Source organism: Phenylobacterium sp. (genome assembly GCF_036495085.1).
GTDB lineage: Bacteria > Pseudomonadota > Alphaproteobacteria > Caulobacterales > Caulobacteraceae > Phenylobacterium.
The window spans coordinates 1-14272 of the sequence record NZ_DASXNL010000100.1; the positions used below are offsets into that span (position 1 = coordinate 1).

Consider the following 14272-nt stretch of genomic DNA (forward strand, 5'->3'; position numbering starts at 1 on the left):
AAACCGAGGCTACCGGTGAAACGAAGCCCGGAGCTTTCGCCCATGCAGCCCCCGCCCATCAGCCAGGCCGAGATTGAAGCCAGGATCAGCAGCCATCTGAGCGAATTGCTCGACCTGTGGTGGGCCGAGCAAGGCGTTTCAAAACCACGTGATCTTCAGCTGATCGCCTCGGTGCTTCCCTTTCCGCGCAGTCAGGCCCTACGCGTTCTCGACCTGTGCTGCGGCCCCGGTGATGTCGGGCGCGCAATTCGGCACGAATTCCCCAAGGCGCAGATCGACTGTGTCGATCGGGACCCGTTCCTGACTTCGATCTGCGCCGGCGTGAATCGCCGGGACCAAGTGCCCGGCAAGGTCATCGTCGCTGACCTGACGGACAATGCCTGGCGCGATGGCTTGCCCGGCGAGTACGACGTCGTTGCGGTCGTCAACGCGCTGCATTGGTTTGACATCCCGCGCACGGAGCAACTGATGCGGACAGTCCACGGGCTCCTGCATAGCGGCGGGGTGTTCGTATTCGCCGAACCCGTAGCTGCCGAGGCGCTGTTTGCCGCCGGGTTCGAGGCCTGGAAGGCCAAGCAGCCACCGCGATACTCACGCGAGAATTGGGAACGGTTCTGGTCCAGGGCCAACGAAGTCCTTGGCTATGACCCCACGAAGCTCTGGGAGCCTCGCCAAGCGAGCCGTATCGATGACGGCATGACCGTCGCCGGCTGGGTCCGCCTGCTCCAAGTCGCAGGTTTTGCGCGCCCCGACGTTCTGTTCAGGGATGCGGACCAAGTGATTGTCGCTGCGATGAGGTCCTGACGACAGCGGCCAGGTCGACGGCCGGCTCGGCCAAAACAGCCATCGCAAATTAAGGGCGTCTCCGCCTGCTCGCACGAAAAAGGGCGGGACCTTTCGGCCCCGCCCCGTTCTTCGGAACGATCGAGCTTCGTGGACTAGAAGTCCATGTCGCCCATGCCGCCCATGCCGCCGCCGGGCATGCCGCCCGCGCCGCCGCCGCCCTTCTTGGGGGCTTCGACGATGGCCGCTTCGGTGGTGATCATCAGGCCGGCGACCGAAGCCGCGTCCTGCAGGGCCGTGCGGACCACCTTGGCCGGGTCGATGACGCCGGCCTTGACCATGTCCACGTACTCTTCGGTCTGGGCGTTGAAGCCGAAGGTGGCCGAGGGGTTCTCGAGCACCTTGCCGACGACGATCGAGCCTTCGACGCCGGCGTTTTCGGCGATCTGACGGATCGGGGCCTGCAGCGCACGACGTACGATGGCGACGCCGGCTTCCTGGTCGTCGTTATCGCCCTTGAAGCCGTCCAGAACCTTGGAGGCCTTCAGGAGGGCGACGCCGCCGCCGGGGACGATGCCTTCTTCAACGGCCGCACGGGTCGCGTTCAGGGCGTCATCGACGCGGTCCTTCTTCTCCTTCACCTCGACTTCAGTCGAACCGCCGACGCGGACAACCGCAACGCCGCCCGCCAGCTTGGCGAGACGCTCTTGCAGCTTTTCCTTGTCGTAGTCCGAGGTCGTGTCCTCGATCTGCTTCTTGATCTGCGAGATGCGGCCTTCGATGCCGGACTTGTCGCCGGAGCCGTCGACGATCGTGGTGTCGTCCTTGGTGATGGTGACCTTCTTGGCCTTGCCCAGCATCTCGAGGGTGACGTTCTCGAGCTTGATGCCGAGGTCTTCGCTGATCAGCTGGCCGCCGGTCAGGATGGCGATGTCTTCCAGCATGGCCTTGCGGCGATCGCCGAAGCCCGGAGCCTTCACGGCCGCGACCCGCAGGCCGCCGCGCAGCTTGTTGACGACCAGGGTCGCCAAGGCTTCGCCTTCGACGTCTTCGGCGATGATCAGCAGCGGACGGCCCGATTGGACCACCGCTTCCAGCACCGGCAGCAGGGGCTGCAGCGAGGAAAGCTTCTTTTCGAAGAGCAGGATCATCGGCTCTTCGAGATCGGCCTCCATCTTCTCGGCGTTGGTGATGAAGTAGGGGGAGAGGTAGCCGCGGTCGAACTGCATGCCCTCGACGACGTCGAGTTCGGTCTCGGCGGTCTTGGCCTCTTCGACCGTGATGACGCCTTCATTGCCGACCTTGTCCATGGCGCGTGCGATCATCTCGCCGACTTCGAGGTCGCCGTTGGCGGAGATGGTGCCGACCTGGGAGATCTCGGCGTTGGTGGTGACCTTCTTGGCCGAGTTCTTGATCTCCTCGACGATCTTGGCGACCGCCTTGTCGACGCCGCGCTTCAGGTCCATCGGGTTCATGCCCGCGGCCACCGACTTCAGGCCTTCGGTGACGATGGCCTGGGCCAGCACCGTGGCGGTGGTCGTGCCGTCACCGGCCTTGTCGTTGGTCTTGGAGGCGACTTCGCGGATCAGCTGGGCGCCGAGGTTCTCGAACTTGTCCGAAAGCTCGATTTCCTTAGCGACCGAGACGCCGTCCTTGGTGGAGCGCGGGGCGCCGAAGGACTTCTCGATGATCACGTTGCGGCCCTTGGGGCCGAGCGTCACCTTGACCGCGTTGGCCAAGGTGTTGACGCCGCGCAGCATCCGATCGCGCGCGTCGGAGGCGAAATAGACGTCTTTCGCTGCCATGTTGGTGAACTCTCTTTTCTAAGCTGTTGGGTTTTTAAGGACGCGTCGGGTCTCAGGCGGCCTTGGCCGCCTTGTCGGCGTCGAGGACGCCCAGGATGTCGCTCTCCTTCATGATCAGCAGGTCCTGGCCGTCGAGCTTGACCTCGGTGCCGGACCACTTGCCGAACAGGATGCGGTCGCCGGCCTTGACGTCGAGCGGCTGGATCTTGCCGCTTTCGTCGCGTGCGCCGGGCCCCGTGGCGATCACTTCGCCTTCCTGCGGCTTTTCCTTCGCGGTGTCGGGGATGATGATCCCGCCCCGGGTCTTCTCTTCTTCCTCGACGCGCTTGACGAGGACGCGATCTCCCAGAGGACGAAACGCCATGATGCTCTTTCTCCGTTCGGAACGACGGTTGGTTTGGTGACAGCGCCAGCCGGCCCAAGGCCGTATGTTAGCAGTCGCAGCCCTTGAGTGCTAACGCCGCGCAGGAAGTAGGAATATCGCCGCCGAGAGTCAACAAAAGGTCGCGGCATTTCAGATTCGCGATTTAATCCGCTGGAGGCGCCTCATTGCCGCCGCTAGGGTCGGATGTGAAGAACTGACGCCATCTGGAGAGAACGCCCTATGCGACGCGCCCTAGCGCTTGCCGCCCTTACAACTGCAGCCTTGGCGACAGCCGGGGCGGCCTACGCCGAGCACTGGACGAAGTTCGCCAACGGCGAGAACGGCACCGAGTGGTCATACGACGGCGACTATTCCTACAAGGACAAGCAGACCGGCCGACTGGTGGTGATGCAGGCGATCTCGAAGCCTTCCGCCAATATCCAGCCTGGCGGTCCGGGCGCCGGCGTCGGTTACGTCTATGCGCTGGATTGCGCCAAGCACAACGTGATCATGGTGGCGTCCTACAAGCCGTCGGCTCCCTTCGCCATTCCCAACGACTGGCGGTCCAACACGCCGAAGAAGGCCGGCGGCTCCGAGGACGAGGCCCTGTTCTCGGCGGTCTGCCCGCACATCGACCACGTGCCGGTGAAATAAGACCAACGACGCCGCATGACATGACTTCGGCTCGCGTCTGGCCAACCGGACGCGAGCCGCGCATGTCCAAAGCGTAACTGGCAAGTTCGCCGCGGCGCTCCTATTTGAGCGTCATGTCATTGCTGAAGCTCATTGCGCCTATCGGAGCGCTTGCTCTCGCGGCCGCGCTCCTGATGCTGAGCGCGCACGGCTCTCTCTACGCCTGACCGGGCGCGGATGCGCCGGGGGCTGCTCTATATCCTGGCGGGCCTGACGCTGGTGGTCGCCATCGCACTCGCGATCATCTGGTTTCCTGAACCTTTGTTCGCCTACCACCTGCGCTATGGAGCCTTTGACCTTTGGTCGGACCGGCCGATCCCGCCCCAGGCGCGCGGTGTGCTGGACGATGTGGCGCGCCGGCTTTCCCGCTCGCCCCTGTGGTCGCCGGACCAGCGCTTCGCGGTCTTCGTCTGCAATGACAACTGGCGCCTGGCGCTCTATTCGCAGCGGTTCTCCGGCAAGATGGCCGGCGTCACCGACACCATCTTCACCCGAAACGTCTACCTGCGCGCCGCCGACATCGCGGCCAACCGGCTGATCCCGCCGCACGCCGGCGCGGACATGAGCGACCGGCCCCTGACCTACTATCTGGCCCACGAATTCACCCATTCCATGGAAAGCCGGGCGTTCGGCAGGGCGCCTGCGCTGCGCTACCCGCATTGGCTGTTGGAGGGTTACGCCGACTACGTCGGCAAGGCAGGGCAGTTCGACTATGCGAAGAACCTGGCGGCTCTCAAGGCTGGCTCGCCGCAGATGGATTGGAAGAAGAGCGGCCTATACCGCGTCTACCACCTGGAGACCTCTTACTACCTCGACCACAAACGCATGGGCGTGCGCGAACTGTTCGCCGCCCGGCCTTCGGAAGCTGTCGCCTTGAGGTCGGTGACGTCGGAGCTCTGATCGGGCGGCCGGGGTGATTTAAACACTTGTTTGAACCGAAGGGATGGGCCAATGCTGGCGCATCCGAATTCCCTTGGGAGAAACCAGATGAACATCGCCGCAGAGAAGGGCGCCTCCAGCTTCGCCCTGAACCCGATGGACGACCTCAACGACCTGCGGATGTCCGAAAAGGCCCTGCCGCTGCTCAACAAGGTGAAGGATTTCATCCGCGACGTCGTCGAGCCGATGAGCGAGGAGTTTCACCGCCTCGGCGAGGGGCGCCCGGACATCTGGCAGTACGCGCCAGGCCAGCTCGAAGTGCTGGAAGCCGCCAAGGACAAGGCCAAGGCCGCGGGCCTGTGGAACTTCTTCCTGCCCAACGCCGAGACCGGCGAAGGCCTTTCGAATCTCGACTACGCCTACATCGCCGTTGAGCTGGGCAAGAACCGCCTCGCCTCCGAGACGATGAACTGCGCCGCGCCCGACACCGGCAACATGGAGGTTCTCGAGCGCGTCGGCACTCCGGAGCAGAAGAAGCAATGGCTTGAGCCGCTGCTCGAAGGGAAGATCCGCTCGGCCTACTGCATGACCGAGCTGAACACCGCGAGTTCGGACGCCAAGAACATCGACACCCGCGCGGTCCGCGTCGGCGACGAGTACATCATCACCGGCGAGAAGCACTACATCTCCGGCGCCGGCGACCCGCGCTGCAAGATCATGATCACCATGGTCAAGACCGGCGAGGAGAACGCCCCGCCGCACCTGCAGCAGTCGCAGATCCTGGTGCCGCTTCCGACCGAGGGCGTCCGCATCGTGGGGCCGCAGCATGTGTTCGGCGACCCCGACGCGCCGCACGGCCACATGCACATCATCTTCGATAACGCCCGCGTGCCGGCGGCGAACATGTTGCTGGGAGAGGGCCGCGGCTTCGAGATCAGCCAGCTTCGCCTGGGTCCGGGCCGTATTCACCACTGCATGCGCGCCATCGGCTCGGGCGAGAAGGCGCTCGACCTGATGGTGACCCGCGGCATGACCCGGACGGCGTTCGGCAAGCCGATCATCCAGCTGGGCGGCAACCTCGAAATCGTCAGCCGCGCGCGGATCGAGATCGAGGCCATGCGCCTGATGGTTCTGAAGGCCGCCAAGGCGATGGACGTGCTGGGCAACCGAGAAGCGCGCGTCTGGATCCACATGGTCAAGGCCATGGTGCCCGAGCGTGTCTGCCAGATCATCGACCAGGCGATCCAGATGCACGGCGCGCTGGGCGTCTCGCAGCACACCCCGCTCGCCCGGATGTACGCCAACACTCGCACCCTGCGCATCGCCGACGGTCCGGATGAAGTCCATCACATGGTCGTCGGCCGAAACGAGCTGCAACAGTACCGCGAAATGCCACACGACCCGTCGACAGCGGCGGTCTTCCGCAACTAGCGACGACGGCGCGATCCACCTCCTCCGAAGTGCTTTCTTCGGGGGAGGAGCATGCCTAGACTGTTCCCAAAATCAGAGCTTGGGATGCTTGGGGATGAGTGCGCGTTCGTTGATGTTGGCTGGGGCCGCGGTGCTGGTCTTGGGGCTCGCCGGCCCGGCGGCGGCCCACGCAGAGACGGCCTGCGCTGACCTCGCAAATACCACGCTGGCGCATGCAGAGGTGACCAAGGCCGTCGCCGAGGCGGTGGGCGACAAGCAGGTCTGCAAGATCTCTGTGACCAGCAAGCCGACGCCGGACTCGGACATCCGCCTGGAGTTGTGGATTCCCGAGGGCTCGGCCTGGAACGGCAAGTTCGTGCAGGTAGGCAATGGGGGCTTCGCCGGGTCTGTGCCGGTTGTGCAGTTCGGCCGCCTGGTTCGCGCCGGCTACGCCGTGGCAGGCACCGACGACGGCCACCAGGATGCGGTCGGCACCAATGCGTCATGGGCGTTGGGCCATCCAGAGAAGGTCACCGATTTCGGGTGGCGGTCGCTGAAGGAAACCACCGACGCCTCGAAGGCGCTGATCGCCGCGAAGATGGGCGGCAAGATCAATCGCTCCTACTTCATCGGCTGCTCCGACGGCGGACGCGAAGCGCTGATGGAAGCCCAGCGCTTTCCGAATGACTTCGACGGCATCGTCGCCGGTGCGCCGGCCAACTACATGAGCCGGCTTTTTGGGCTCTCGGCCGTGCAACAACAGGCCCTGGCTAAGCCCGGCGGATACCTGGGCCCGGCGCAGCGCGAGCTCTTGCAGAAGTCGGCCCTGGCGCAATGCGGCGGCGAGGCCTTCATCCGCGACCCGATGTCCTGCCACTTCGATCCCGGCGCGCTCGCGTGCAAGGCCGGCCAGACGGAAGGCTGCCTGACCGCCCCGCAGGTGGCCTCGGCCAAGGCCATGTACGATGGCCGCAAGGACGCCCGCGGAAAGATCGCCTTCCCCGGTTACAGCCCGGGCGCGGAGGCGATCAACGGCAGCTGGAACGCCTGGATCACCGGGCCGTCACAGGAAACCAACAGCCGCGCAGCCGGCTATCAGTTTTCGTCCAACGCCTTCAAATATTTCGGCTTCCAGGATCCCAACTTCGATTTCCTGAAGATGGACATGGGCGCCCAGTACGAAGGCGCGCGCAAGAAGATGGAGGCGGTGCTGGATGCGCCCGATCCGAACCTTTCGGCCTTCAGGAAGCACGGCGGCAAGCTGATCCAGTACCATGGCTGGAATGACTCTGCGATCCCGCCGCGCTCGTCGATCCGCTACTACGAGGATGTCCGCAAGACGATGGGCGGGGACGTCGGCGGCTTCTACAAGCTCTACCTGATACCGGGCATGCTGCATTGCGCCGGCGGCGTGGGACCGAGCGGCGTCGAATGGGTGGCGGCGCTGGACAGCTGGGTGGTCGATAACAAGGCGCCCGGCCAGTTAACCGCCGTCGCAAGCCCCGGCCAGACACCGGGTGGTCCGCCCAGCCAGGAACTCTGCCCCTACCCGGCCGTGGCCAAAAAGTCCGGCGGGGCCTTTGTCTGCACCCTCGCCAAGACCAAGGGCTGAGAACCATGAGCCCAAAACCTGCGTTGGACGCCATCCTGGCGGACCGACGCGGGCTTGCCTGCGCCGTGGGCAAGAAATGGGATGAACAATCCGTCCTGGCCATAGGACTGGCGGCACGGTCTTCGAAGCGCCAGGCGCGGGGCTCATGAGCTCGGAGTTTCAAATCCGTCGCCTGACGCCTGAGCAGGCGCTGGCTGCCGCGCCCGCCCTTGCCGTCATCCTGTTGGACTGCGTGGCGGGCGGGGCGTCTGTGAGCTTCATGGCGGACCTTACGCCGACGGCGGCGGAGACGTTCTGGCGCGACCAGGCCCGGGCCGCCGATGGGCGCGCGATCCTGGTCGCCGAGGACGCGCAGGGTCTGTTCGGTGTGGTTCAGCTGATTCCCGCCTGGCCTCCCAACCAGCCGCACAGGGCCGACGTCGCCAAGCTGCTTGTCCACCGACGAGGCCGTGGGCGAGGCGCCGCCAAGGCGCTGATGGTCGCGCTGGAGGACGAGGCGAGCGCAATGGGGCGCTGGCTGCTGGTGCTGGACACGGTGACCGGTGGCGCGGCCGAGCAGCTTTATGGGGGGCTCGGTTGGAAGCGAGCCGGCGTCATCGAGGATTTCGCCCTGATGCCGGATGGGGCGCTTTGCGCAACGACGTACTTCTACAAGCGGCTCAAGACCGGCTGATCACCGCGGCGGCGCCGCGGCGCGTACCTGCTGGCGGAACCGCTCGGCGATCGCCGAGCGGCCTCGCCTGCGCGTGACGAGCAACAGAGGCGCCGTCAGGCCCGGATCGCCGCTGAAGGGGATGAAGGCCACGCCGGCCACGTTCATCCGCTGCATGGAGGCCGGCACGATGGAGACTCCCAGTCCCGCCGCCACCAGGCCGAGCGTCGATGACATCCTGGGCGCTTCCTGGCCAACCGTCGGGCTGAAGCCGGCTCGCAGACAGGCGGCGACGATGGCGTCGTGCAGGCCAGGCCCGGTGGGCCGGCGGTAAAACACGAAGGTTTCGTCAGCGAGCGCCCTCAACGCGACATCGCGCAGGGCGGCGATGGGATGGTCGCTCGGCGTCGCCGCCACCATCGGCTCCTCCAGCACGGGCTCGACCAGCAGGCCGGCCCCATAGGTCCCGCCGGATCGCACGAAAGCCGCGTCGATCCGTTCCTCCTCCAGTCCCCGCACAAGCTCCGGCGTGCCATCCTCTGCCAAGCCGAGCTGGACGCCGGGGCTGGCGGCGCGGAAGGCCCGGATCTGCTGGGCGACGAAGGGGTGGAAGGCGCCGGAGCTGGTGTAGCCCACCGCCAGGCGGCCTTGTTCGCCGCGCGCGGCGCGTGCGGCGAGATCGGGCAGGCGTTCCGTACGTTCGAGAATCGCTTGCGCCGCTTCGACCACCACGCGGCCGGCCTCGGTGACGCGCACGCCCCGCGGCAGGCGGTCGAAGAGCCGCACTCCCAATTCTTCTTCCAGGGCGCGGATCTGGCGGGTCAGCGGCGGTTGCTGGATGCCCAGCCGCTCGGCCGCGCGGGTGATGTGGCCTTCCTCCGCCACAGTGACGAGGTAGCGCAGCCGCCGCAGGTCCATGGGTCATACCCAGCAGGTATCGGATTTGTCAGAAGCATATATTGGACGCACGGAATCCTGCGGTCTATGCCTGAGCTTGCGTCGCCCAAGGAGCGTGCTCGTGGTTCCGAATTCGCAGCCCGCCGAGAGCCGAGCCGCCGAGGCCCTGGTGCGCCAGCTGCTGGCGTGGGTCGACGAGCGGCCACGGACCTATGGCGAGACCATGGACGCCTGGCGGACGTCGTGCCCGCGCCTGCCGGTATGGGAAGATGCGCTCGACTTTGGGCTGGTCGAGGTCACCGCCCCACCGGCCGCGCGATTGGCCGAGCGACCCGTCCGGATCACGGCGCGCGGGCGGAGCTTCCTGAGCGGCCTTCCGTGGGCCTGAGCACCGGGGTCTTCATTATCGCCTCGGCGTTCCTGACGGCCGCGATTTCTGGCGTGTTCGGCATGGCCGGTGGCCTGATGCTGAAGGGCGCGCTGGCGCTGGTCTTGCCGGTCTCCGCCGTGTTCGTCAGCCACGGCCTTCTACAACTGGTCGCAAACGGCTGGCGCGCGATCCTGCACCGCAAGCACGTGGTCTGGCGGATTGTCGGGGTCTATGCGCTGGGCGCCTTCGCCGCGGCCGCCGTTATGGCGTTCATCGTCTTTGAACCGACGACGGCCACCCTCTTCCTCTTGATGGGCCTGGTCCCCGGGCTGGTCTGGCTGCCGAAGCGCTGGGTCACGCTGGACGCCGCGCGGCCGGCTCAGGCTTTCGTCTGCGGCCTTAGCGTCACCGGCGTAAATCTGACGGCGGGCGTTGCGGGCCCGCTGCTCGATATCTTCTTCGTACGCACAGAACTTACGCGACACGCCATCGTCGCCACCAAGGCCGCGACCCAGGTATTCAGCCACCTCATGAAAATCATCGTCTACGGCGCGCCACTCCTGGCCGTCGGCGGCAAGGGCTTGCCGGCCCCGTGGGTGTTTGCGTTTGCGATCCCGCTTTCGATGGTGGGAACCGCGGTGGGCGGCCTGGTGCTCGACCGGCTGAACGATGTCGACTTCAAGCGCTACCTACGGCTGATCCTCACGGTTATTGGGCTTGCCTATCTGGTGCAAGCGGCCAGGCTGTTCCTGCACGGCTAGCGACCGCGGGCGGCTCGGGCAAAAAAGAGCCGGGCCCAAAGACCCGGCTCGTGAAGTTTAGGGAGGAAACGCCCAGGAACGGGCAACCCTCACTTATGTGCGGATCGAAGCGGCGCAAGAGCTTCGCGGCAACTTTTTTGACTGGGTGCGACGAAGAATGCAGCTTGAGCCAAAGGTCCTGGAGAACCGCTTCGTCCGGCTGGAGCCGATGAGCGAGGCTCGTCGGGAGGAATTCCGAGGCGCTTGCGACGCTGATCCGCAGACGTGGACCGAGCTCTACCCCTACGCAATGGGCGCTGAACATTTCGATGCGGGCTGGTCGCGGCTCTATGCAGACCCGGGCCCTGATCGCATGAATTTTGCTGTGATCGTCGGCGGCCGATGCATGGGGGTTTCGAGTTATCTGTCGATTGCTCCGCTCGACCAGGCGCTGGAGATTGGGGGCACTTACTATCACCCAGACGTTCGGGGCGGGCCGGTGAACCCGGCCTGCAAGCGCCTCCTTATGGGCCATGCCTTCGGGGCCGGCGCGCGGCGGGTGCAGTACAAGGTCGACGCCATCAACGCGCGCAGTCGCGCCGCGGTGCTGAAGCTGGGCGCCGTCCAGGAAGGAATTCTGCGCCAGGACCGGGTCACCTGGACCGGCCGCATCCGAGATACGGTGATCTTCTCGATCCTCGCCGATGAATGGCCAGGCGTGCGCGACGGCCTCGATAGGCGCCTGGCGATGTTCCCCTGATCATCAGCGCTGGCGAGCAGCAGGTCGCGCGCCGGCGCTAGACGAGAGCGTGGGGATCGGCGTTTTCAGGCGCTCACCGCTGTCCGCTCCTCGGCGTTGGCGAAGAACACTTCCGAGGCGTGCTCGGCCACTTCCTGGGCGGTGTAGGGTCGGCCGGGCTGGAAACCGCCCGTCTGCAGCATCTTGATCTCGCGGACACCGCGGCTGGAGACGCCGAGGATCTTGCCGGAATGGTCGGCGGCGAGGTCGGAAACCATGAACAGCACGCCGGGCGCGACGTTCTCGGGCAGGCTCAGCGGGTCGGGCTCACGATCCTTGCGGCCCGGCAGGTCAGAGGTCATGCGGGTGTAGGCGCCGGGAGCCAGGCCCATGACCCGGATGTTGTACTTGCGCCCCTCGATCGACATCACCCGGACCATTCCGTAGATGCCGGCTTTGGCCGCGCCGTAATTGGTTTGGCCGAAATTGCCATAAAGGCCCGAGGTCGAAGAGGTCAGCACCATCGATCCGCCGCCGTGATCCTTCATATATTTCCAGACCGGCAGGGCGCAGCAGTAGGTCCCCTTCAGGTGGACCTTGATGACCTTGTCCCAGTCATCCTCTGACGTGTTGGCGAAGGTCTTGTCGCGCAGGATGCCAGCGTTGCAGACAAGGATGTCAACCTTGCCGAAGGCGTCGAGCGCCGTCTTCAGGATGTTCTCGCCGCCCTGGATCGTCGAGACGTCGTCGCCGTTGGCGACCGCCCTGCCGCCGGCGGCTTCGATGGCGTCGACAACCTTCTGCGCCGCAGACCTGTCCGCCCCGGTGCCGTCACGGGCGCCTCCGAGGTCGTTGACCACGACCGACGCACCCTCCTTGGCGAACAGCTTCGCATAAGCCTCGCCCAGCCCGTTGCCTGCACCGGTGACGATCGCAACCTTGCCGTCCAGCAGTCCCGCCATAGTCCACCTCCCAATGTGTTCTGAATTTATGGAAGCATCTTCCGATCGGGTTCGGGCGCTTGCAAGCCGTCAGCGTCCTCGGCGCGCGCGGAAAAAGGCCTTCAGCATCGCCGAGCTTTCGTCGGACAGCACACCGGAGACGACGATCGGACGCGAATGGCATGTCGGCTGCTCGAAGAAGCGCGGGCCGTGGACGACCGCCCCGCCTTTGGGATCCTCGGCTCCGAACACCAGGCGTCCGATCCGCGCGTGGCTGATCGCCCCGGCGCACATGGCGCAGGGCTCCAGCGTCACCACCAGGGTCAGGCCGCTCAGCCGATAGTTGCCGAGTTTTCGCGCAGCTTCACGCAGGGCGACGACCTCGGCGTGGGCGGTAGGATCGTGGCTGCCGATGGGGCCGTTTGCGCCTACGGAAATCACCTCGCCCGACGCCGGGTCGACCACCACGGCCCCCACCGGCGTCTCGCCGCGCTCGGCGGCGGCTTGCGCGGCCTCAAGGGCGATGCGCATGGTGCGAAGATCATGGTCCACGATCCGCACCGAACCGGTGGCCGCCCTTCCGGTCAAGCCCGCACGCCGCAAGCCCCTGGGACGCCCGAGGTCGGGGGGGACCGTGTCGCCAAGCTTCTGGCCCGCGCCGGGGTCGCCTCGCGCCGCGAGGTCGAGCGCCTGATCGAGGCAGGCCGGGTGGCCCTGAACGGAAAAGTGCTGACCACGCCGGCCGTGAAGGTCGAGGCTGGCGACATATTGACGGTGGACGGCGCAGTGGTCACCGAGGCCGAGCCCGCGCGCCTCTTCCGCTATCACAAGCCAGTCGACCTGGTGACCAGCCACAAGGACCCACAAGGCCGACCGACCGTGTTCGAGCGGCTCCCCGCCGGTCTTCCGCGGCTGATCTCGGTCGGCCGCCTGGATATCAATTCCGAAGGCCTGCTGCTGCTCACCAACGACGGGGGCCTGGCGCGAGCTCTGGAGATGCCGGCCACCGGCGTGGTGCGCCGCTACCGCGCCCGGGCGCGCGGGCGGGTCACCCAGGAACGGCTCGACACCCTGAAGAAGGGGATCACGGTCGAGGGCGTGCACTACGGCTCGATCGACGCCACCCTCGACAAGGCCAAGGAAGGCCCGCAAGGCGCCAACCTGTGGATCACCGTGGTGCTGGCCGAGGGCAAGAACCGCGAAGTCCGCCGCGTGCTCGAAGCCCTGGGCCTGAAGGTCAACCGCCTGATTCGGCTCTCCTATGGGCCCTTCGCGCTGGGAACCTTGATGCCGGGCGAAGTCGAAGAAGTGGGCCCTCGAGTAATCCGCGAACAGCTCGCGCAACATATCGCTCCGCAGAACCTGCCGAAGGGCGATCGGGCGCTTTGGAAGAAGCCGGCCGTTGCCGCGGCGGGACCCCGTCGCGGTGCTGTGGAGATTGATCGCGGCGGCAAGCCGACCCGGTCGGGAAAGGACCACCGCCGGGCGCGCGGACCGTCTCCTACCGGCGAGGCGCCCCAAAAAAAGGAATACAAGCCCGGCTGGGCCAAGCCGAAGCCGCGGCCGGTGATCGCCGCTAAAGCTCCTGGATCGAAACGGGCGGGCGGGCCGAACGCAGGCCCTCGCGGGCCGAAGCCGTCCGCATCACCGCCGCGAAGCTCCGGCGCTCGTCGGCCAGGCCCTCCGCGATCGGGCGGTCCAAAGCCGCGCGCGTGAGGCGCTTGGCGAAGGCGATCCCCTCGGCTCCGCGCTGATCCCACTCGGCGGCCATCTGCATGGCGCGCATGACGGGATCGAAGTTGATCTCGTGGATCGCGCCGATGCGCAGCGCTTCATCGGCGTCGAAGGTCAGGCCGCGAAGGATGATCTCAAGCGCCTTGGCCTCGCCCACCACCCGGGGAAGGCGCTGGGTGCCGCCGCCGCCAGGGAAGATTCCGACCCGGGTCTCCGGCAGGCCGATGGCCTCGACGCCGGGACTGGCGATGCGGATATCGCAGGCCAGGCTGAGCTCGAAGCCTCCGCCCATGCAAAGCCCGTTGATCGCCGCCACCACCGGCTTGGGGGTCTCGGCGATGAGGTCCACTAGAGCCAGGAAGCCGCCGGCAGGGCGCGCGCCGGGCTGTGGCGGCGGCGGCGGGGGCGCGTCGACCGTGGCGTCGCTGGCGGCCGAAAGTTCTCCGACATCGTAGTGGCGAATGAAGATTCCGGGCACGCCGCCGGTGATCACGATCGAACGGACGGCGGCGTCCTCGGCCAGCGGGCGCAGCTTGTCGAGCATCTCCTGAGCGCCGGCGGCGGTCATGGTTCCGATCGGTGGGTTGGCGTAGGTGACAACGGCCGCTCCGGCCCGGCGCTCGATACTGACAAGACCCATGGCCCGTCCCTCT

The 14272-nt window shown here is 66.3% G+C and carries 15 protein-coding genes and 1 pseudogene; 10 read left to right on the forward strand and 6 right to left on the reverse strand.

What is annotated here, in order from left to right:
* The coding region (locus VGI62_RS11860; protein WP_331504700.1) for a class I SAM-dependent methyltransferase at positions 1-804 on the forward strand (804 nt) is incomplete at its 5' end.
* A 134-nt stretch (positions 805-938) separates the two neighbouring features.
* Here VGI62_RS11860 and groL read toward each other — a convergent pair.
* Positions 939-2588, reverse strand: coding sequence for a chaperonin GroEL (gene groL / locus VGI62_RS11865; protein WP_331504701.1), 1650 nt, complete (start codon positions 2586-2588; stop codon positions 939-941).
* A gap of 52 nt (positions 2589-2640) precedes the next feature.
* Positions 2641-2952, reverse strand: a complete 312-nt coding sequence (gene groES, locus VGI62_RS11870) for a co-chaperone GroES (RefSeq protein WP_331504702.1) — start codon at positions 2950-2952, stop codon at positions 2641-2643.
* Between the two features lie 240 nt (positions 2953-3192).
* Between groES and VGI62_RS11875 the strand changes: the two genes are divergently transcribed.
* The 5 genes from VGI62_RS11875 to VGI62_RS11895 all read left to right on the forward strand — a co-directional run bounded on the left by VGI62_RS11875 (position 3193) and on the right by VGI62_RS11895 (position 8219).
* Entirely contained in the window at positions 3193-3606 is a 414-nt protein-coding gene (locus VGI62_RS11875; RefSeq protein WP_331504703.1) for a hypothetical protein, read from the forward strand.
* Between the two features lie 216 nt (positions 3607-3822).
* Entirely contained in the window at positions 3823-4545 is a 723-nt protein-coding gene (locus VGI62_RS11880; RefSeq protein WP_331504704.1) for a hypothetical protein, read from the forward strand.
* An 87-nt stretch (positions 4546-4632) separates the two neighbouring features.
* Positions 4633-5955: an acyl-CoA dehydrogenase family protein gene (locus VGI62_RS11885; RefSeq protein ID WP_349257050.1), complete on the forward strand. Its 1323-nt coding sequence runs from the start codon at positions 4633-4635 to the stop codon at positions 5953-5955.
* 94 nt (positions 5956-6049) lie between these two features.
* The gene (locus VGI62_RS11890) at positions 6050-7546 is read left to right on the forward strand and encodes a tannase/feruloyl esterase family alpha/beta hydrolase (protein WP_331504705.1); all 1497 of its coding nucleotides are present in this window, start codon (positions 6050-6052) and stop codon (positions 7544-7546) included.
* A gap of 145 nt (positions 7547-7691) precedes the next feature.
* Complete coding sequence (locus VGI62_RS11895) at positions 7692-8219, forward strand: GNAT family N-acetyltransferase (RefSeq protein WP_331504706.1); 528 nt, start codon at positions 7692-7694, stop codon at positions 8217-8219.
* On the opposite strand, the gene VGI62_RS11900 is transcribed toward VGI62_RS11895, so the two are convergent.
* The gene (locus tag VGI62_RS11900; protein WP_331504707.1) at positions 8220-9116 is read right to left on the reverse strand and encodes a LysR family transcriptional regulator; all 897 of its coding nucleotides are present in this window, start codon (positions 9114-9116) and stop codon (positions 8220-8222) included.
* Between the two features lie 100 nt (positions 9117-9216).
* On the opposite strand from VGI62_RS11900, the gene VGI62_RS11905 reads away from it, so the two are divergent.
* The 3 genes from VGI62_RS11905 (at position 9217) to VGI62_RS11915 (ending at position 10965) form a co-directional block, all read left to right on the forward strand.
* Positions 9217-9483 (forward strand): hypothetical protein, encoded by a 267-nt coding sequence (locus VGI62_RS11905; protein ID WP_331504708.1) that lies wholly within the window; start codon positions 9217-9219, stop codon positions 9481-9483.
* Entirely contained in the window at positions 9474-10226 is a 753-nt protein-coding gene (locus VGI62_RS11910) for a TSUP family transporter (protein WP_331504709.1), read from the forward strand. The genes VGI62_RS11905 and VGI62_RS11910 overlap by 10 nt, the downstream gene beginning before the upstream one ends.
* 157 nt (positions 10227-10383) lie before the next feature.
* A complete protein-coding gene (locus VGI62_RS11915) occupies positions 10384-10965 on the forward strand; it encodes a GNAT family protein (protein ID WP_331504710.1) in 582 nt (193 codons plus the stop codon).
* A 65-nt stretch (positions 10966-11030) separates the two neighbouring features.
* Here VGI62_RS11915 and VGI62_RS11920 read toward each other — a convergent pair whose 3' ends face one another.
* Together VGI62_RS11920 and tadA are read right to left on the reverse strand one after the other, a co-directional pair.
* Positions 11031-11906 carry an SDR family NAD(P)-dependent oxidoreductase gene (locus VGI62_RS11920; RefSeq protein WP_331504711.1) on the reverse strand — a complete coding sequence of 292 codons (876 nt, stop codon included), beginning with the start codon at positions 11904-11906 and terminating at the stop codon, positions 11031-11033.
* A gap of 69 nt (positions 11907-11975) precedes the next feature.
* Positions 11976-12416, reverse strand: coding sequence for a tRNA adenosine(34) deaminase TadA (gene tadA / locus VGI62_RS11925; RefSeq protein WP_331504712.1), 441 nt, complete (start codon positions 12414-12416; stop codon positions 11976-11978).
* Between tadA and VGI62_RS11930 the strand changes: the two genes are divergently transcribed.
* Entirely contained in the window at positions 12390-13601 is a 1212-nt protein-coding gene (locus VGI62_RS11930; RefSeq protein WP_414695683.1) for a pseudouridine synthase, read from the forward strand. The two genes, tadA and VGI62_RS11930, sit on opposite strands and share 27 nt — an antisense overlap.
* On the opposite strand, the pseudogene VGI62_RS11935 reads toward VGI62_RS11930, so the two are convergent.
* A pseudogene (locus VGI62_RS11935) lies at positions 13558-14259 on the reverse strand (enoyl-CoA hydratase/isomerase family protein); the annotation flags it as partial. The gene VGI62_RS11930 and the pseudogene VGI62_RS11935 sit on opposite strands and share 44 nt — an antisense overlap.
* Positions 14260-14272: the final 13 nt, after the last annotated feature.